This window comes from Cryobacterium sp. TMB1-7, assembly GCF_004402435.1.
In the GTDB taxonomy this organism is placed as follows: domain Bacteria; phylum Actinomycetota; class Actinomycetes; order Actinomycetales; family Microbacteriaceae; genus Cryobacterium; species Cryobacterium zongtaii.
Genome location: NZ_SOFZ01000033.1, coordinates 136,422 through 155,310 on the forward strand (window position 1 = coordinate 136,422; position 18,889 = coordinate 155,310).

The window sequence follows — 18,889 nt, forward strand, 5'->3', positions numbered from 1 at the left end:
CGAAGGAAAGCGGTTGGTAGTTTGGTCTAAACCTCGAGGTTCAGGAGCCAAGCATGTTTGTGGGCATCAGCAACACACCGCGCGATTACGCCTGGGGCTCGCCGACAGCGATCGCCGACCTGCTGGGCCGGCCCGCATCCGGCGGCCCCGAAGCCGAGCTCTGGCTCGGCGCCCACCCCGGTTGCCCATCGGTGATCGCCGACCCCACCCTCACCGGGGGAGCGGCCAACCTCGCCGAGTGGATCGACCAGGACCCGGCAGCCGCGCTCGGTTCCGCGCAAGCCGGGCAGGCGCGCCTGCCCTTCCTGATGAAGATCCTCGCCGCCCACGGCCCGCTCTCGCTGCAGGCGCACCCGTCACCGGCCCGCGCCGCGGCCGGCTTCGCCCTCGAGAACGCGGCCGGCATCCCGATCGACGCGGCCGACCGCAACTACCGGGACCCCTTCCACAAGCCGGAGATCATCTTCGCGCTCAGCGACACCTTCCAGGCCCTGTGCGGCTTCCGCGACCCGCGTCAGATCCGCTCGATCCTCGCCGAATTGCGCGCGTTGGACGCCACCATGGACGATCCCCAGCCCGCGGCCCTGCTCGGCCTGGAAAACCGTCTGATCGGCGACGACGCAATCCACGACGTCGTGGACTGGCTGCTGCGCGACGGTCGCGGCGGCGACACCGGCGAGGTGTCCTGGCTGGTCGAGCGGGTCGTGGCCCTCGCCGAGCAGGCCGCGTTCCTGATCGACGGCGGCGCGAGGGTGAGTTTCGCCGCCGAGTTCGACACCGTGCGCTCGCTCTCGGCCGCGTACCCGGGCGACCCCGGCATCGTCATCTCCCTGCTCACCAACCTGGTGTCGCTGAAACGCGGCGAGGTGCTCTTCCTGCCCGCCGGCAACATCCACGCCTACCTGTCCGGCCTCGGCGTCGAGGTGATGGCCGCGTCGGACAACGTGCTGCGGGGCGGCCTCAGCCCCAAGCACATCGACGTCGACGAGCTCCTCGACGTTCTCGACTTCGCGCCCCTGCCGGTGCCCTACCTGGCACCGGAGCCGCAGGCTGACGGCGTCGCCGTGTACAGGCCCGACGTGCCCGACTTCGAGTTGGCGCACATCTCTGTGCCGGCGGATGCGTCCGCCACAGCATCCGGCCCGGCCGGCGTGCCGATGCGGCAGCTGACGCTCACCGGACCCGGCATCGCGATCTGCACGGCCGGCCGGTTCCTGGTCGCCGGTGCGGGCTCGTCGATCTCGCTGGCCAGGGGAGAGTCGGTCTACATCACGCCGGACGAGGGAACGCTCACCTTCGCGGGTTCCGGCGAAGTCTTCCTGGCCACCACGCCGTAGTCCGGCCCGCCCGGAACCATGCCGGCGTAGTCTGGCGCGGTCCGGCGCCGGCCGAAGGTGCGGCGATACGCCGTCGGTGTGGTCTGAAGACTGCGCACGAAGTGGTGCCGCATCACACTCGCGGCCCCGAATCCGGTCTGCGCCGCGATGAGGTCGAGGGTCTCGTCGGTCTCCTCGAGCAGTTGCTGGGCCAGGATCAGGCGCTGCCGGTTCAGCCAGGCCGTCGGTGTGGTGCCCAGCTCGGCCCGGAACCGGCGCGCGAAGGTGCGCGGCGACATCAGCGCGCGCCTGGCGAGCTGGTCGACGGTGAGGTCCTGGTCGAGGCTCTGCAACATCCAGTCGGTGATCGTGGCGAAGGAATCGCTGCGCTGTTCGGGGATCGGCGCCTGGATGAACTGGGACTGACCGCCGTCACGCTGCGGCGGCACCACCATGCGCCGGGCGATCACGTTCGCAGCTGCGGCGCCGAGTTCCCGGCGCACGACGTGCAGTGCCGCATCGATGCCGGCGGCGGTCCCCGCGCCGGTGACCACGTGATTGTCGTCCACGAAGAGCACATCGGGGTCGACGGTGGTGTTCGGGTAGGCCAGGGCGAGGGCCTCGGCGTACATCCAATGAGTGGTGCTGCGGCGCCCGTCCAGGATGCCGGCGGCGCCGAGGATGAACGCGCCGCTGCACACGCTGAGCACCCAGGCGCCCCTCTGCTCGGCCTCACGCACGACGCGGAGAACGTCGGGGTGGATCTCGCTGCCGGCCTCGTAGGCAGGGATCGCGATGAGGTCGGCGTCCGCCGCCGCGGTGAGGTCGTCGCGCACCACGATGTCGAAGCCGATCTTGGTGCGCAGGGCGCCCGGCACCGCCGTGACGACGTGGAAATCGAAGGCCGGGCCGCCGTGTTCCGACCTGTCGATACCGAATACCTCGCAGATCACCCCGAACTCGAAGGGGGCCATGCCGGGGATGGCGACGCAGACAATCTTCTTCAGCATGAGGTCCTCGGAGACGATGGCAGGAATGTGCGGGTAAACGGCAACTCTGCCACTCGTGGCAGAAAGTCGCAAGACCTACCGTTAGTGCCATGATCCTGTTTCTGAGTGTACTGCTGGCCCTCTCCATCTGGGCCGTGGCGGCGAGCATCGTCACCATGCGCTCCGACGGGTACGGCGAGGCCGAACTGGCACGCCGTAACCGGCATCCCGAACCGTTCCCGCGCGGGCGATAGTGTGGTCTGAAGCGGCAGCACACGGTTGCCCGGAGAGCGCAGGGGCACCACATGGCTTGGCTTGTAACCGGAGGGGCCGGCTATATCGGCTCCCACGTCGTCCGCGCGTTCCTCGCCGAGGGCATCGAGGTCGTCGTCCTGGACGACCTGTCCAGCGGGCACGCTGACTTTGTGCCGGCCGGAGTTCCTTTCATCAAGGGAACCCTGCTCGACACCGAGCTGCTGGCGAAGACCTTCGCCGAGCACCCGATCAGTGGCGTCGTGCACGTCGCCGGATTCAAGTACGCCGGTGTATCGGTGTCCCGCCCGCTGCACACCTACGAGCAGAACGTGACGGCGACCGCCCTGCTGCTCGCGGCCATGCAGGAGGCCGGCGTCGGCCGCATCGTCTTCTCCTCGAGCGCCGCCGTCTACGGCACCCCGTTCACCGACCTCGTCACCGAAGAGACCGCGAAGAGCCCCGAGTCGCCGTACGGTGAGTCCAAGCTGATCGGTGAGTGGCTCCTGCGCGATCAGGCCGTCGCCGCGGGACTGGCGCACACCTCGCTGCGGTATTTCAACGTGGTCGGCTCCGGCAGCGCTGACCTGCGCGACACGAGCCCGCACAACCTCTTCCCGATGGTCTTCGAGGCCCTGATCGACGGTCGCACCCCGCGCATCAACGGCAACGATTACCAGACCGCCGACGGCACCTGCGTGCGCGACTACATCCACGTCGCCGACCTCGCGATCTCGCACGTCGCCGCAGCCCGGCGGCTGGACGCCGGCCTGACGATCGCCCCGGTCTACAACCTCGGCAGTGGCGAGGGCGTTTCGGTGGGCGAGATCATGAGCACGGTCGCGGCCGTGACCGGAATCCCGTTCAGCCCGGAGATCGGCCCGCGTCGGTCCGGAGACCCCGACCGCATCGTCGCGTCGGGCGAGATGGCCGCGCGCGACCTGGACTGGCAGATGCGACACACCCTCGAAGACATGGTGCGCAGCGCCTGGGAATCCCGGCAGGCATCCACCGTCTGATCAACGACACGATTCGGGCATAGTGGGCGAGTCTGAACTCTCCAGCCCGCATTGAGGGTTTACGATCCGCGACTTGACGGATGTGAACTACACCGGTGTAATTAGTTCTAGCGCGAAAACGTGCGTGAGCTGATGGGTGGAGGCGATATGACGTTGTCTGAATATCGTTCTGGGGTACCTGAAGACTGGTTCGTCGATCCCGTACGCCTCGGCGTGCCCGGCGTTCGCAAGGATCCGACGATTGTGGAGGGCGCGGACGACAATCCGCTCGCCTGGCAGTCGGACTCCCTGTGCGCCCAGACCGACCCGGAGGCCTTCTTCCCGGAAAAAGGCGGCTCCACCAGGGACGCCAAGAAGATCTGTGCGTCCTGCGAGGTACGCCCCCAGTGCCTGCAGTACGCCCTTGCCAACGACGAACGCTTCGGAATCTGGGGCGGACTGTCCGAACGTGAGCGACGCAAACTCCGTAAGCGGGCGGGCTGAGCCCGATCCGCGGCGCGAGGCCGGACGGCCGGATTCAGGGCGCGCCTGACCGGTTCAGCGATCTTCACCGATAACCGACCTAGGCTGTTCCCGATATGCAAGCCAGAGTCACCGCCATCATCGTCGCCCGTAACGGCGCCTCGCACCTCGAGCGAACTCTCGAGGCCCTCCGCCGCCAGACCCGGCAGCCCGACACGGTCATAGCGGTTGACTGCGGTTCCAGCGACACCACCTCGGAACTGTTGGCTGCGTTCGGGCCCACCCATCTCATCTCAGCGGATTCCGACCTGTCGTTCGGTGCCGCCATCAGCGCCGCCACCCGGGTGATGAGTCCTCCTGCCGGCGACCACGAGCTGCTCTGGCTCCTCGCGCAGGACAGCGCTCCGGAGCCCGGAGCCCTGGAGAGCCTCATCGGTGCACTGGAGGTCGCGCCGTCAGTGGCGGTGGCCGGGCCCAAGGTCATGGAGTGGGTCGCCGACGACTACATCCACGACTTCGGCGAGTCGATGACGCCGTACGGCGCCACCGTGACGCTGGTCGAGAGTGAACTCGACCAGGAGCAGCACGACGGCATGAGTGATGTTCTGGCCGTCAGCGCCGGCGGCATGCTCGTGCGCCACAGCGTCTGGGACAAACTCGGCGGCTTCGACCCCGCGCTTCCCATCGTCGACGACTCCCTCGACTTCTGCGTGCGCGTACGCCTCGCGGGCCACCGCGTCTCCGTGGTCGCCGCCGCCAGGGTCAGCTCGGCCGGGGACGGCGTTGCCGGCCCCGACGGTTCCTCCCGCGGCCGGGCCAGTCGTCGCCGGGCGCGCGCCGAACGGTCCGCTCAGCTGCACCGACGGCTGGTCTACGCCCCGGCCTGGGCGCTGCCGGTGCACTGGATCTCCCTGATCCCGCTCGCCTTCCTCCGGGCCATCGGAAACCTCCTGCGCAAGGAACCGGGGTCGATCCTCGGTGAATTCGCCGCCGCCTTCGCCGCCGCCTTCCAGGGCGGCAGGGTGCTCACCGCTCGGCGGCGGCTCGCCGCCACCCGCACACTCGCCTGGTCGTCGATCTCCTCCTTGCGCGTGTCGGCCGCCGAAGTGCGCCGTCGGCACGCCCTCACCAGGGAAGCTGCCCTCACCGGACTCCGCGGGGACCGCCCGGAAATCCGGTTCTTCGCCGGCGGCGGGGCCTGGACCCTGCTCGCCGCCGCCATGGTCGGCGTCGCCATCCTGGCACCGCTGATCGGAGCTCAGTCGCTCACCGGCGGTGGCCTGCTCCCGCTCTCGTCTACTGTCGGCGACCTCTGGGCCAACGTCGGCTACGGCTGGCGGGACATCGGCCTGGGCTTCACGGGGGCGGCTGACCCGTTCGCGGTGGTGCTCGCCGTCCTCGGCACCATCACCTTCTGGTCACCGTCCTTCGCGATGGTCCTCGTGTACCTGTTGGCCCTCCCGCTGGCCGCCGTCGGCGCCTGGATGGCCGCGACCCGAGTGACCCACCGGGGTTCGATCCGCGCCGTGGCCGCCGTGCTGTGGGCGCTCTCGCCTACCTTCCTCACCGCTCTCGCGGCCGGCCGGCCTGCCGCCATCATCGTGCACCTGCTGCTGCCGTGGCTGTTTTTCGCCGGTTTCGCCGCCGCGCGGTCCTGGTCGGCATCCGGATCGGCCGCTCTGCTGTTCGCCGCGATCGTCGCCTGCGCGCCGTCCCTCGCTCCGGCGCTGCTGGTGGGCTGGCTGATCTGCGTGCTCGTCAGCGGCCGCAGCGTGATGCGATTCGTGGGGATCCCCCTGCCGGCGCTCGCGCTGGCCATCCCCCTGCTGTGGGACCAGGCGCTGCGCGGCAACTGGTTGGCGTTGCTGGCCGATCCCGGTGTTCCGGTGCCCACGGCACCCGTGCCCACCTGGCAGTTCATCCTCGGCTTCCCGGCCGGCGATTTCGGTGGCTGGACCCAGCTGCTGCCGCTCTGGGGCGGCGACGCTGCCGTGGCCGGCTACCTGGTTCCCTTGCTGTTGATCCCCATGGCCGTCCTGGCCCTGATGGCGTTGCTCCTGCCCGGCGCCCGCGGCGCAGCGCTCGCGCTGGTCACCGCCCTGCTCGGGCTGGGCACGGCCATTCTCGCCGGTTCTTTGTCGGTGGCGGAGCTCGGCTCCCAGGCGGTGGGCATCTGGCCCGGCGCCGGACTCAGCCTGTACTGGCTTGGTCTCGTCGGAGCGGTGGTCTTCGCCGCCCGCGGCCTGCACCGCATGGCCATCGCACCGCTCGTGGTCACGGCCCTGGCCCTGGCCGTGGTTTCCCTGCCGCTGGCCGGGGCGATCCCGCTCGGCACCTCGGCCGTCGACGAGGGCATCGGTCGCACGCAGCCCGCTTTTGTCACCGCCGAGGCCGCTGTCGAGCCCAGGGTCGGCACCCTGCAGATCGTGCCGCAGCCCGATGGCGGCATCCTCGCCACCATCGTCCGGGGCTCCGGCGTGCGCCTGGACGCCCAGTCCACCCTGAACAGCACAGCCGGCACTCTCACCGACGAACAGACCGAGCTGGCCACCCTGGCGGGCAACCTCGCCTCACAGAGCGGACTGGACGCCTCGGCCGACCTGGCGAAGTTCGGCATTCGTTTTGTCCTGCTGCTGCCGGCCGCCGCCGAGCCCGCCGAGTGGGGTGACGACATCGGCATCACGCAGGCGGCCAGCGACACGACCACCCGCACCACGACCTCCCTCGACGGCAACGCCGCCCTGGCACCCGTCGGTGATACCGCTTTCGGCCGGCTGTGGCGTTCTGACGTGCCGACCGACGCCGCCGTCAACGGGCAGGTCCCCGCTGATGCCGGCGGAATCTTCGGGCTGGTGACCGGCCTGATCGCCGTGTTCGTGATCGGCGCGACGGTGCTCCTGTCGGTGCCGACCGGGGCCGGTAGAGAGGCCGTCCGGCAGGCGCACCGCGAAGCGATCCGACGCGCATCCCGCCTGAGCAAACCGGCCAAGCCCACCCGGGTGGCGCGTCCGTCGCGGCCCGCGCGGCCCCGGCGCATGAAACGTCCGGCAGGCCGGCGCGCCAAGGGCGTCCTCCCCAGCATCGAGGACTCGGCCTCGCCGACACCGACGGAAGCTCCGGCCGAGCCGGCCGAGGCCACTGACCTACCGTCGGCGGACACCAGCAGCCCGAAGGATTCAGACCATGGCAACTAAGCGCAGAGTCGCCGTCCTCGGCGCCAGGTATGCCGCGGGCCTGATCGGCATCGGAGTCGTCGTCGTCGCCGTCGGTGGTGCCGCGATCGTGCCCTGGCCCTCCCTCGTGAGCGACCCGCCGTCGACCCTGGTGACGCCGGTCGCGAGCGACCAGTTGCGGGTCTGCCCCGGCCCCCTCCTCACCCTCGCCGAAGACTCCACCCAGGCGGATGCCGCGACCTCCGTCGGCCCGTTCACGGCCGTGTACGCGGCGCGCGGCACAGGCTCCGGCGCCGAAGAGGTCCCCGTAGAGCGCACCGACCTCACCGCAACAGACAACTCGCAGGCACCACGCGACGGCGCCCCGAGCGTGCTGACCGTGCCGGTAGAGGCCGGCGCCACCGACGCCCCACTCGTCGCCGGTTCCCAATCACAGACCGCGACGGGCGAGTCCGTCGGCGGGCTGGCGGCGGCCGCCTGCACCGAAGCGTCCAGCGACTCCTGGCTGGTGAGCGGGTCGACCGACGTCGGCCGCACCAGCGTCGTGCTGCTGAGCAATCCCACCACCGTCGTGGCGTCCGTCGACCTCGCCGTCTACGGCGAAGCCGGCCCGGTGGATGCCCCCGGCTCCACCGGCATCCTCGTGCAGCCCGGTAGCCAGCGGATCGTGTCCCTCGCCGGGCTCGCGCCCAACCTGCGGTCCCCGGTCGTGCACGTCACGGCCACCGGTGGGCAGGTCGCCGCGGCCCTGCAGCAGAGCCTGGTCAGGGGCATCCAGCCCGGCGGGGTCGATCTCAGCGGGCCGACGACCACACCGTCCACGACCCAGACCATCCCTGGCGTCGCCGTCACCGCCTTGGGCGCAGAAGCCTCTGCCGATGTCGGTGCCGTGTCCGACGACACCCCGTCGGTGCGCGTGCTGGTTCCCGGCGACACTGACGCAACCGTCAGCGTCGGTGTGCAAAGCGAGGACGGCGCGTCGACAGGGACCTCCCTCGAGATCGAAATTCAGGCCGGCATCGCCACCGAGATCCCGTTGAGCGGAGTCGTCGCCGGCAATTACACGGTCAAGCTGAACGCCGACCAGCCGCTGGTCGCCGCGGCCGTCACCACGACGGCCGGAAGCGCCGCCGCCGACTTCGCCTGGTCCGCCGCGGCCGCGCCCCAGGACGGCGACTTCCTGGTCAGTGTCGCCGACGGTCCGTCGCCGGCCCTGCACCTGGCCAACACCTCAGGTGCGGACACCGACCTGACCATCACCTCCGAAACCGGGTCGGTCATCGACGTGAGCGTGGCCGCCGGCCAATCCGTCGTGGTGGCACTGGCCGGATCCCAAAGCCACGTGGTTACCGGCGGAACGGGCATCGCGGCGTCGGTCCGGTACACCGGTGACGGCCAGTCCGCGTCGTTCACTCTCAGCCCGATCGGGCCGCTGGCCGCCGCCATCCCGGTTTACTCGCACTGACCCCCGTCCTCCAAGGAGCCCGCCGTGACCCAGACCAGCAACGCACCGGGCGCTAGACGCCAGAGCGGCCGCCACCTCCTCGTCACCGGCGGCGCCGGCTTCATCGGCGGGGCAATCGTCGATGAAGCCCTCACGCGTGGCTGGCGGGTGCGGGTACTCGACTCCCTCCGCCGTGACGTGCACGGCGGACTGCCCGCGGTCGATCCCCGAGTGGAGTTCGTGGTCGGTGACGTCACAGACACTGCGGTCGTCGCGCACGCGTTGCGCGGCATCGACGTGGTCTGCCATCAGGCTGCCAAGGTGGGTCTCGGCGTCGACTTCTCCGATGCGCCCGACTACGTGCACAGCAACGAACTCGGTACCGCGGTGCTGCTGGCGGGGATGGCCGCGGCGGGGATCGACAGGCTGGTCCTGGCCTCCTCGATGGTCGTCTACGGCGAGGGCAGCTACCGCAGCGCCAACGGGGTGGCCCGGCCGGGCCCGCGCCGCGCCGCGGACCTCGACGCCGGCCTCTTCGATCCGACCGACGCCGCCACCGGGGAACCGCTGGAACCCGCGCTGGTGGCTGAAGACGACCCCCTGGACCCCCGCAACGTCTACGCGAGCAGCAAGCTCGGCCAGGAATACCTCGCAACGGCCTGGAGTCGCAGCACCACCGGCCGCGCAGCAGCGCTTCGGTACCACAACGTCTACGGCCCGGGGATGCCGCAGAACACGCCGTACGCCGGGGTTGCGTCCCTGTTCAGGTCCGCCCTGCAACGCGGCGAGGCCCCCACGGTTTTCGAGGACGGCCGCCAACGCCGCGACTTCGTGCACGTGCGCGACATCGCCTCGGCCAACCTCGCCGCGATCGACTGGAGCGGCACCGCCCCGGCCGGAACCTTCCGCCCGTTCAACGTCGGCAGCGGCACCGTGCACACCATCGGTGACATGGCCGAGGCCCTGAGCACGGCCGCCGACGGGCCGGCCCCCGTCGTCACCGGTGAATACCGTCTCGGCGACGTGCGGCACATCACGGCGTCGTCAGAGCGGATGCGCACCGAACTCGGCTGGACGCCGTCGGTGAGCTTCGACGAGGGGATGCGCGAATTCGCCACGGCCCCGCTGCGGGCGGCCGTGGTCTGACTCCTGCGGCCGGGCGCCCGCGTCCGGGATCACACCCCGGCAGGCCCGGGGTGCGGGGGAAGCAGCACGTCGAACCGGCATCCGCCCGGCGTGTTCTGCACGGTGACCTCGCCGTGGTGTGCCGCCACGATACCGTCCACGATGGCCAGGCCGAGTCCCGCGCGGCCCTGGCTCGCCGACTCGGCCTCAGGTGTGCGCGGTTCGGTGCCCCGCCAACCGGGCTCGAACACCCGCTCGAGGTCCGCAGGGTCGATGCCGCCGGCCGAATCCTGCACCGAGATGACGGCGCGCCCGTCGGTGTGTTCGGTGACCGACACCACGATGGTGCCGCCGGGCGCCGACTGTTGCACCGCGTTCATCACCAGGTTGCCGACGGCCCTGGCCAGCTCGCGCGGGTCGGCCAGGATCGTCAGGCCCATGGCGCCCTCGAAGCGCAGGTCAAGCGATTTTGCCCGCGCGACGGGACTGAGGTCGGCCACGGTGTCGCTGATCAGGTCGTAGAGCGCAACCCGCGCCAGGTTCAGCCGGAGGGTGCCCGACGTGATCCTGGACAGCTCGAAGAGGTCATCGACCATGCCGTTCAACCGGTCCACCTGGCCGCGGATCTGAACGTAGTATCGGATGGGATCCTCGACCATGTCATCCTCCAGGGCCTCGGCCATCGCCCGGATGCCGGCCAACGGCGTGCGCAGGTCGTGGGATATCCACGCGACCAGCTCCCGACGGGCCGACTCGATCTTGCCCTCACGGTCCCTGGATTCCCGCAACCGTTCCCCGGTCGCGGTCAACTGCTCGGCCAGAGCCGCGAATTCGGTATTGCTGTGCCGCTCCGCGGACGTGACGGGCTCGCCCCGGCCCAGGCTCGCCGCCGCCAGAGTGAGGTGCCGGCTGTCCCGCGCGATCCACCGTCCCAACAGACCCGCCATCAGCAACGAGACGCTCCCCGCCACCCCGGCGACGAAGTAGAACACCGTCAGGTCGTGATCTGACACGTACATCAGCGACGCGGCCGCGGCCATCCCGCTGACCACCGACACGATCGTGGCCAGGGCCACCACCACCAGCTGCAACACGAGCGAGTATCTGGCGAGCAGGCGCAGGCTGATCAGGCCAAGGGTGCCCACGATGAGAGCGCAGGCCAGTGCGATGACGAGCACACTCACCAGCCCGGGAACCGTCATCGGAGGACTCCCGGGTCCAGATCGCCGGCCCGGCCGGCGGCCAGGGGCTCGGGGTCGAACCTGTAGCCGACCCCCCACACTGTTTTCAAAAGCTGGGGACGGGTCGGGTCGGCCTCGATCTTCTCCCGCAACCGGCGCACGTGCACCGTCACGGTGGACAGGTCGCCGAAGTCCCAGCCCCAAACCGACTTGAGCAGCTCCTCCCGGCTCAGCGCCCGGTGCGGACGACCGATCAGATGCGCGAGCAAATCGAACTCCCTGGCCGTGAGCACCAGCGCGGCACCGTGCATCCGCACCTCGTGCGCCGCCAGGTCCAACGTGAACGGTCCCGCCTCGACGGTCCCGCCGCGGGCCGGTTCGGCGACAGTGCGGCGCAACACAGACTGCACGCGCAGCACGAGTTCGCGGGGTGAGAAAGGCTTGGCGAGGTAGTCGTCGGCGCCGGCCTCCAGCCCTTCGATCCGGTCCTCCTCTTGGTTGAGCGCGGTCAGCATGATCACGGGAATCGCCCAAGTGGTCTTGATGCGGCGGCAGACCTCGATGCCGTCCAGCAGGGGCAGCATTCGGTCCAGCACCACGAGGTCGGGGCGCTGGGCCTCGGCCTGGCGGAGGCCGAGGCGCCCGTCCGGTGCCCGATCCGCAACGAATCCTGCCGCCACCAGGTAGCGGCAGACGATTTCGGAGACCGTCGGGTCGTCATCGATGACCAGAATGCGGCGTTGAGTGTCGGGGGGCCCGGTCGTCGGCGAGGGGTTCACCCTTGAAGGATAGGCGCTCCGGCTCCGCGGCGGCTCTGCCACAGATATTTCCCCAGTCCGTAACGTTTGCTGCGGAGTGTCGGCACGCCCCCCGACCTAGGGTCGAGGGGTGAGCGAAAACCTGGTCGATGTCGTGATGCCGTGCCTGAACGAGGCGGGGGCGCTGCCCTGGCTGCTGGCCCGGCTGCCGGAGGGGTACCGGGCGATCGTTGTCGACAACGGCTCGACGGATGACTCGGCGCGCATCGCCGAGGCGGCCGGGGCCCTGGTCGTGACCGAGGCCCGTCGGGGGTTCGGTGCGGCCGCGCACGCCGGGCTGTTGAGGGCGACCGCTCCCATCGTGGCGTTCTGCGACGCCGACGCGTCGATGGATCCACGCGACCTGCCACTCGTGGTTGACCCGGTGCGAGCCGGCGAAGCCGATCTGGTGCTCGGCCGGCGCCGTCCGACGACAGCCGGATCGTGGCCCGTGCACGCCCGGATAGCCAATTCCACTCTTTCTTGGCGACTGCGCCGAACAACAGGTGTGAACATTTACGACTTGGGCCCGATGCGGGCCGCCCGGAGAGACGACCTGCTGTCCCTCGACCTTCAGGACCGGCGCAGCGGCTACCCGCTGGAGGTCTTCCTCAAGGCCGCCGCACGAGGTTGGCGCATCCGCGAGGTCGATACCCCGTACGCTCCCAGGGTCGGCCGCAGCAAGGTCACCGGCACAGTGCGCGGCACCCTCACGGCGATCACCGATATGTCGCGGCTCCTGAAGGAGGCCAGACGATGACCACCCTGATCGTCATAGCCAAGGAATGCCTGCCCGGCAAGGTGAAGACCCGGCTGCACCCGCCGCTCAGCCTCGAGCAGGCCGCGGAGCTGGCCTCCGCCAGTCTCAACGACACCCTCGCCGCTGTCGCCGCGCTGCCCGCCACACGTCGGGTGCTTGCGTTCGACGGTGCGGTGGCGCCCGCCGCCGCCGCCGGCTACGACATCCTGCCCCAGGTGGCCGGTGGCCTCGACGAACGCCTCGGCGCGATATTCGACGGCTGCACCGGACCTGCCGTGCTGATCGGCATGGACACCCCCCAGGTGACCGCCGACGTGCTCGCCCCGCTGTTCGAGGACTGGCCCGACGACGTCGACGCCTGGTTCGGCCCCGCCGCCGACGGTGGATTCTGGGCCCTCGGCCTGCGTCACCCCGACGGCGACCTGATCCGCGGCGTGCCGATGTCCCAGAGTGACACCGGCATGCACCAGCTCGCCCGGCTCCGAGCCGCGGGGCTTCGGGTGCGCCTGTTGCCGACCCTCACCGACGTGGATCACATCGAGGACGCCTACGTGGTGGCCGCTCTCGCCCCGCACAGCCGGTTCGCGCTTGCACTGGCCGGCTTCGGCGCACTCCAGCTGAGCGAGGTGACCCGATGACGCTCCTCGCCGGCCGCGCCGGTCTCGAGGCGGACCCCACGTTCGGCTCCGGCGGCACCGAACCATACGCTGCCGCACTGCGCGACGAATCCGCGGTGCTGTACCTGCGCAACACCGCGGCGCAGGCCCCGGCGGCGGCTCCGATGGATGCCGGCCGCTGGAGCGCGGGCGCCGACGCCACCGACCTCGACGTGCTGACCGGCGCCGCCGGGCCGGTGCTCGATATCGGCTGCGGCCCGGGCCGGATGGTTCGGGCGGCCATGGACCTGGGCTTGTCGGCCCTCGGTGTTGACGTATCCCCGACCGCGGTGCGCATTGCCACGGAGGCGGGCCTCACGGTGCTCAACAGTTCGGTCTTCGCCCCGATGCCGCTCGAGGGCGGCTGGGGCACGGCCTTGCTCCTGGACGGGAACATCGGCATCGGCGGCGACGCCGGGGCGCTGCTGGCCCGGTGCGCCGAACTTCTCGCCGCAGACGGCGCGCTCGTGGTCGAGGTCAGCCAGGATCCCGATCGCGACCATGCCTTCGAGGGCACCCTCGAAGACGCCCAGGGCCGCAGCAGTGGCGTGTTCCCGTGGGCCGAGATCGGTATCGTGCCGCTCCGGGCGCGCGCCGAAGAGGCGGGGTTCCGGGTGGATCAGGACTGGATCCGCGACGGCCGCTGGTTCGCCCGCCTGGTGCGCACGTAGAGCCATACGGAGATCAGGGCGCTGGCCACGGCGAGCGTGAGCCAGAACAGGCCCAGGTTCCGCGCGTAGTCCAACGGCAGGATGGTGGGGTTCTTGGGCCCCAGGCCTTGCGCGGCAATGGCCGGCAGCACGATGAGCGTCATCAGTGACCCGAGCACGATGGCGGCCTGAACGGTCACGATGATGGCGCCGGCCAGCCGGTGCCCGGCGCGCCGGGTGAGGACTCCGAGCCCGAAGACCAGAGGCGAGATCACGGCGTCGTGCAGCACGATGGCCGCGCCGATCCAGAGAGCGACTCCCGGCAGCCGCCGCAGAGCGACGGTGTCGACCATCAGGTACCCGCCGAAGGCGAGTCCGAGCGCACCGACGACGACGAGAACCACTCGCGCCGCCCGCATCCGGCTCGATGGCAGGGCCGGGGATGATGTTGTCATCATGCGTCGATCGCCTCGATCCGGCTGAGCCACTTGGTCTGAAGAACGCCGGGCCGGCCCGGCGCGATCATGCGCGCCGGATAGCCGTGCTCGAGGTCGAGGATCTCGCCGTTCAACTCGAGGGCGACCAGGGTGAGCGGGTCACGCACGTACTCGCTGCCCATTTCGGTCTGTTTGAAGCCGCCGCGCTGCTCCAGGCTGATCAGCCTGAGGTCGGACTCGGGGGAGCCGCCGGCAGCGTCGACGAGGTCACGCAGGCGCACACCCCGCCAGGCGGCCATCTGGCTCCACCCCTCCACGCAGGCGATGGGCAGGTCGACATCGGTCTGCGGGAGTGCGGCCAGGTCGGCCCGACTGAACGAACGTTCGGTGTCGCCGACCGCCAGGGTGAGTACCCAGTCGGCCGACAGGGCCGCCGTGGCCACCTTGGCCTGCGCCGAAGTGCGGTTGACGGGCACGCCCTGCTGGCCGACGCCCTTCTTGCGCGGTCCGAACACGTTTACGGCGTCCAGCGGCGCGAAGGTCTGGCCGGCCGTGAGCCCGACGACGGCCGCGACGGCCAGCGCCACGGTGGCCAGGAACCCGCGGCGGCTGGTGCGGGCGGGGAGCTCCGGGGTGCTGTCGATGTAGGCGAGCACCCGTCCGGTGAGGCCGCGAGTGCGAGACAACCCCTCGTCATCGGCTGACGTTGCCTCGACGGTGTCGACGGGGTGGCGTTCTTCGGGTCCGGGAGCCGGTTCGGCTCGCCAGTGCGCCGCGATCAGCGGCAGTTTCACGCCGATGTGCACCAGAAGCGAGCCGACGATCACGAAGGCCAGCGCGAAGTGCACCTGCTTGAACGGGAACGGGAACGGGTACCACTGGTACGTGTTGAGCAGGCCGATCGTGATCTCCACCAGTGAGGCGCCCACGAAGAGCGCGATCGATGCCCGCTCGAGGAAGTTGGCGAACGAGGTGACCGGCGGGTACTGGAACAGTTGCGGGAAAACCACATAGAGCTTGGCCAGCAGCAGCGGGAAGCAGGCGATCCCGGCGATGATGTGGGTGCCCTGGCTGACCTGATAGAGGCCGACAGGTCGGGTGGGGAAGGTCATCCACGGCAGTGGCTGCTGCAGGAAATGGCTGTACAGGCCGGTGCCGAAGCAGAGCAGGAAGGCCAGTCCGAGGAGGCGGCCGATGACGGTGGCCATCCGCGGGTTTCGCACCGGAGAGGCGAGCTGGGCCCTAGCCTCGTACATCAATCGGCGCATAGTCCATTCCACCACCTCATCGACGCCGGGAGCCTCGGTAATCCTTACGGTTCAATGACGCCGCCACCAGCCCGTCGGGGCGCCCGTCGACGGGTGCGGGAGGATGGCAGGGTGCGTATTGCCATTGTCTCGGTCCTCTTGGCCGCCAGCGCTGCCCTCACGGCGGGTATCGTGCTGGCTTTCGACCTGTTCAGGCCGCACCGGGACACCGTGCCTCTGTTGCTGGGCACCGTTGTGCTCTGGCTGTTTTTCGCCGCGGCCTTGGTGGTCCTGCGGAGGGTGCGGGGCCGGGCCGTCGTGGTGCTCGTGCTCGCCGGATCCGTGTTGATCGGTGGGGCCGCGATGGTCGGCCCGCCGAACACCAGCACCGACTCCGCGCGCTACGCGTGGGACGGCATCGTGCAAAACGCCGGCATCTCGCCGTACGCCTATGTGCCCGCCGACGACAGACTCGACGAGCTGCGGCCGGACTGGCTGTTCCCGGCGCCGGTGTCCGGCGCCGGCGGGCCGGACTGCGTGGGCGAACGAATAGAGACCGTGGACCGGGGTGCCGGCCTGCCGCTCTGCTCGGCGCTGAACCGGACGACGGTGCCCACCATCTATCCGCCGGCCGCCGAAATCTATTTCGCCGCCGTTCGGGCCGTCGTCGGGGCGGACGCGGGCTATTGGCCGCTGCAGCTGACCGGTCTGCTGCTGAGCGTCGGCATCACCGGGATGCTGCTGGTCGGCATGCGCCGCCGCGGCATCGACCAGCGCTATGCGGCGGTGTGGGCCTGGTGCCCCCTGGTCGCGACCGAGGGCGTCACCAATTCGCACGTGGATCTGCTGGGGGTGGCCTTCGTCGTCGCCGCCGCGTTCTGGGTCAGCAGCGCGAAGTATGTCCGCGGCGGCATTCTGCTCGGGATGGCCATCGGGGTCAAGCTGATCCCGGCCATCGCCGCGCCTGCCATGCTCAAACGACAGGGCTGGAAGGTCGTCGTCGCGGCGATCGTGACCTTCGCGCTTCTGTATCTGCCGTATGTGCTGGCCACCGGCATCGGCGTGCTCGGTTACCTGCCCGGCTACCTCACCGAGGAGGGCTACGAGGACGGGTCCAGATTCGCGTTGGTCTCCCTGATCGCGCCGGGCGGATCGGCCATCGTCGTCGCGGCGATCCTGCTGGCCGGTCTGGCCGCGTTGACCATCTGGAAGACCGACCCCGAGCGTCCCTGGCTCGGCCAGCTCGTGATGATCGGCGGCACCCTTCTGGTGCTCAGCCCCCGGTACCCCTGGTACGCGCTGCTGCTGTTGCCGTTCATCGCGCTCAGCGGTCGGTGGGAGTGGTTGGCGATTCCGCTCGCCCTGACCGTGCGTCTGCTGGTGCCCACGCTCACGGTCAGCAGGGTCTCGCTGGGCATCGCGCTGGTGCTGATCGTGGTCGTGTCGGTGCGACGCGCCGGTCCGGGCGCGCTCGACCGGTGGCGGGGCGCGCTGACCCGCATCCCCGCCGCGCTCAGGAACGGTCAGCGCACGTAGCGCAGAACGTTGACGCCGGTCAGGCCCCATTCCTCGTCGAGGGCATAGCCGAGCGTGCCGAGCTTGGCGGTGACGCTCGGGCGCCAGTCCTGCTTGTCGCTCGTCACCAACCAGACCGCGTCGACGCCGTCGAACCGGTCGGTCACGGCATCCAGCGGGTACCGGGTCTCCCACAGCCCGCCGGTCTGGGCGGCCGGGGTTTTCAGCTTCACGTCGATCAGCCCCTCGAACGCATCCGGATACGAATACGCGATCACCCGGGTTGTCGCCGCCGGATGCTGGCGCACCGGCCCGTAGATGATGGCGGCAGTGTCGTCGGGACGCGCGGCCCGCTCTGTGCTGATGAGGTCGGCGACCTCGCTCCAGGACGAATTCTGCTTGGCCTCCGGCTGTCGCTGTGCGACGAACTGCGGAGCGGCCAGACCGGCCAATGCGACGAGGGCGGTGACGATCAGCCAGCGGCGCCGCAGCAGGTCGAGCGCCACCCCGATCAGGATGGCCACCGCCGGCGCGCTGAACGTGAGGTAGCGAGGGGAGTACAGCGGCGTCGCCATCGCCGACGCGACGATGACCCCGAGTGTGGGCACGACCAGCCACGGTACCGCGATCGCCAGTAGCGACGGATTTCGGGACTGCTCCCGCGACAGCGCGAAACCGGTGGCCCTGGTCCGGCGGGCCGCGACGACCAGGGCGACGACGCCGACAACCATCAGGGCCCAACCCGCCACCGCGAACGGCCGGTTCAGGTAGAACCACTGGGTGACGAAGACGCCGTTCCAACTGCCCCAGCTGATCGGGGCGATCCAGCTCACCTGGCCGGACTGCCCTACCACGGCCAGGGCAAACGGCACCAAGAGCGCCCCGGCGGCGAGCGAGGCGACGATCCAGCCGAACAGCGATGCGCGGGCGGCCCGGTTCCGCCGCCGGCCGGCCCACACCGTCCACAGCGCGGTCAGCCCGTGGGCGCCGACCAGGAAGGCGAGGTAGATGAAGGTGACGGTGGAGACAACGGCGACCGCGCCGTAGAGCGTCCACCAGAGCACGCGGATGCGCCGCGGCGCCGGCCCGCGGCGCCACGCGGCGAGGAAGATCAGGGTCAGCGCCACCGCGAGTGCGGCGGTCAGCGCATACGACCGGCCCTCGGCGCCCATCCATGTCACCCTGGGCAGCAGGCAGAAGGCGACGCCGGCGAGTATCGCGGCGCGACGGCCGGCCCGAGAGCGAACCAGAATGACCGTCAGCGCTGCAGCGACCCCGACGCAGACGGCGCTCGGCAGGCGCAGCGCGAACGGCGAGTAGCCCACGAGGTCGAGCCAGAGGTGCATTCCGGCGTAGTACAGACCGTGCACGGCATCGATGCTCACCAGCATCCGGCCCAGCTCCGGCCAGCTACGCATGGTGGCGGAAACCGTCGCCGCCTCGTCGAACCAGAGAGAGGGCTGCCACGACCAGGCCAGCGTCAGCAGGGTGCCGAACAGCCCGACGAGCAGGGCGTCACGCCCCGACGAGCGGACCGGGATGCGCATGGTACGAATCGGTGCGCGGCGAAGTGTTGTGGTGGGGGCGGTCATGGTCGAGCGTTCTCCCATTCGTACCCAGTCATGTCGGTCGGCGGCCGATGCGACCCCCTGTCGAGGGTAGGCGACTTTTCCCGGGAATCTACCCGGAGGCACATATCGTCGTGTAGCCCCTCAGAGCCCCGTTCACGGGTACGGCCCGCTTTCGCGGTCTGGGCACGGGGTGCGGGGTGCTTGTGGCGCGAAAAAACGGCCGAGCTGGTGCTCGGCCGTTTTTCGTGTGGTGCGGGGGTGTTACTTGGTGTTGACGGTGATGGTGGCGATGCCG

General features: G+C 70.1%; 17 protein-coding genes. 11 read left to right on the forward strand and 6 right to left on the reverse strand.

Annotated elements, in window-relative coordinates; all coding sequences use genetic code 11:
- Positions 1–53: 53 nt before the first annotated feature.
- Positions 54–1,337, forward strand: a complete 1,284-nt coding sequence (gene manA, locus E3O60_RS17695) for a mannose-6-phosphate isomerase, class I (protein WP_134498819.1) — start codon at positions 54–56, stop codon at positions 1,335–1,337.
- Here the strand turns inward: manA and E3O60_RS17700 are convergent.
- Entirely contained in the window at positions 1,265–2,326 is a 1,062-nt protein-coding gene (locus E3O60_RS17700; protein WP_088455295.1) for a GlxA family transcriptional regulator, read from the reverse strand. The two genes, manA and E3O60_RS17700, sit on opposite strands and share 73 nt — an antisense overlap.
- Before the next feature lie 89 nt (positions 2,327–2,415).
- Between E3O60_RS17700 and E3O60_RS18610 the strand changes: the two genes are divergently transcribed.
- From E3O60_RS18610 to E3O60_RS17725, 6 genes are all read left to right on the forward strand, one after another.
- Positions 2,416–2,559 (forward strand): hypothetical protein, encoded by a 144-nt coding sequence (locus E3O60_RS18610; protein WP_165787882.1) that lies wholly within the window; start codon positions 2,416–2,418, stop codon positions 2,557–2,559.
- Positions 2,560–2,610: 51 nt separating this feature from the next.
- Complete coding sequence (galE, locus tag E3O60_RS17705; protein ID WP_088455296.1) at positions 2,611–3,576, forward strand: UDP-glucose 4-epimerase GalE; 966 nt, start codon at positions 2,611–2,613, stop codon at positions 3,574–3,576.
- 147 nt (positions 3,577–3,723) lie between these two features.
- The gene (locus E3O60_RS17710) at positions 3,724–4,059 is read left to right on the forward strand and encodes a WhiB family transcriptional regulator (protein WP_088455297.1); all 336 of its coding nucleotides are present in this window, start codon (positions 3,724–3,726) and stop codon (positions 4,057–4,059) included.
- A gap of 95 nt (positions 4,060–4,154) precedes the next feature.
- A complete protein-coding gene (locus E3O60_RS17715) occupies positions 4,155–7,232 on the forward strand; it encodes a glycosyltransferase family 2 protein (RefSeq protein WP_134498821.1) in 3,078 nt (1,025 codons plus the stop codon).
- On the forward strand, positions 7,222–8,676 hold the full coding sequence (locus E3O60_RS17720; protein WP_134498823.1) for a DUF5719 family protein: 1,455 nt from the start codon (positions 7,222–7,224) through the stop codon (positions 8,674–8,676). The genes E3O60_RS17715 and E3O60_RS17720 overlap by 11 nt, the downstream gene beginning before the upstream one ends.
- A gap of 24 nt (positions 8,677–8,700) precedes the next feature.
- Entirely contained in the window at positions 8,701–9,801 is a 1,101-nt protein-coding gene (locus E3O60_RS17725) for an NAD(P)-dependent oxidoreductase (protein ID WP_134498825.1), read from the forward strand.
- A 29-nt stretch (positions 9,802–9,830) separates the two neighbouring features.
- On the opposite strand, the gene E3O60_RS17730 is transcribed toward E3O60_RS17725, so the two are convergent.
- Together E3O60_RS17730 and E3O60_RS17735 are read right to left on the reverse strand one after the other, a co-directional pair.
- Positions 9,831–10,982, reverse strand: coding sequence for a cell wall metabolism sensor histidine kinase WalK (locus E3O60_RS17730; protein WP_134408697.1), 1,152 nt, complete (start codon positions 10,980–10,982; stop codon positions 9,831–9,833).
- Positions 10,979–11,740, reverse strand: coding sequence for a response regulator transcription factor (locus E3O60_RS17735; RefSeq protein WP_198414976.1), 762 nt, complete (start codon positions 11,738–11,740; stop codon positions 10,979–10,981). The genes E3O60_RS17730 and E3O60_RS17735 overlap by 4 nt, the downstream gene beginning before the upstream one ends.
- A gap of 109 nt (positions 11,741–11,849) precedes the next feature.
- Between E3O60_RS17735 and E3O60_RS17740 the strand changes: the two genes are divergently transcribed.
- Genes E3O60_RS17740 through E3O60_RS17750 form a run of 3 tightly spaced genes read left to right on the forward strand, consistent with a single transcriptional unit; the run spans position 11,850 to position 13,845 of the window.
- Positions 11,850–12,518, forward strand: a complete 669-nt coding sequence (locus E3O60_RS17740; RefSeq protein WP_198414974.1) for a glycosyltransferase family 2 protein — start codon at positions 11,850–11,852, stop codon at positions 12,516–12,518.
- Entirely contained in the window at positions 12,515–13,156 is a 642-nt protein-coding gene (locus E3O60_RS17745) for a DUF2064 domain-containing protein (RefSeq protein ID WP_134498827.1), read from the forward strand. Before E3O60_RS17740 ends, E3O60_RS17745 begins: the two co-directional genes overlap by 4 nt.
- A complete protein-coding gene (locus E3O60_RS17750; RefSeq protein WP_088455303.1) occupies positions 13,153–13,845 on the forward strand; it encodes a bifunctional 2-polyprenyl-6-hydroxyphenol methylase/3-demethylubiquinol 3-O-methyltransferase UbiG in 693 nt (230 codons plus the stop codon). Before E3O60_RS17745 ends, E3O60_RS17750 begins: the two co-directional genes overlap by 4 nt.
- On the opposite strand, the gene E3O60_RS17755 is transcribed toward E3O60_RS17750, so the two are convergent.
- The gene (locus E3O60_RS17755) at positions 13,794–14,282 is read right to left on the reverse strand and encodes a hypothetical protein (protein ID WP_133160298.1); all 489 of its coding nucleotides are present in this window, start codon (positions 14,280–14,282) and stop codon (positions 13,794–13,796) included. The two genes, E3O60_RS17750 and E3O60_RS17755, sit on opposite strands and share 52 nt — an antisense overlap.
- Positions 14,279–15,517, reverse strand: a complete 1,239-nt coding sequence (locus E3O60_RS17760) for a molybdopterin-dependent oxidoreductase (protein ID WP_240632373.1) — start codon at positions 15,515–15,517, stop codon at positions 14,279–14,281. The genes E3O60_RS17755 and E3O60_RS17760 overlap by 4 nt, the downstream gene beginning before the upstream one ends.
- Before the next feature lie 123 nt (positions 15,518–15,640).
- Here E3O60_RS17760 and E3O60_RS17765 point away from each other — a divergent pair, with 123 nt between their 5' ends.
- Positions 15,641–17,044, forward strand: a complete 1,404-nt coding sequence (locus E3O60_RS17765) for a glycosyltransferase family 87 protein (RefSeq protein WP_134498829.1) — start codon at positions 15,641–15,643, stop codon at positions 17,042–17,044.
- Here E3O60_RS17765 and E3O60_RS17770 read toward each other — a convergent pair.
- Entirely contained in the window at positions 17,032–18,615 is a 1,584-nt protein-coding gene (locus E3O60_RS17770) for a glycosyltransferase family 39 protein (protein ID WP_165787883.1), read from the reverse strand. The two genes, E3O60_RS17765 and E3O60_RS17770, sit on opposite strands and share 13 nt — an antisense overlap.
- Between the last annotated feature and the right edge of the window lie 274 nt (positions 18,616–18,889).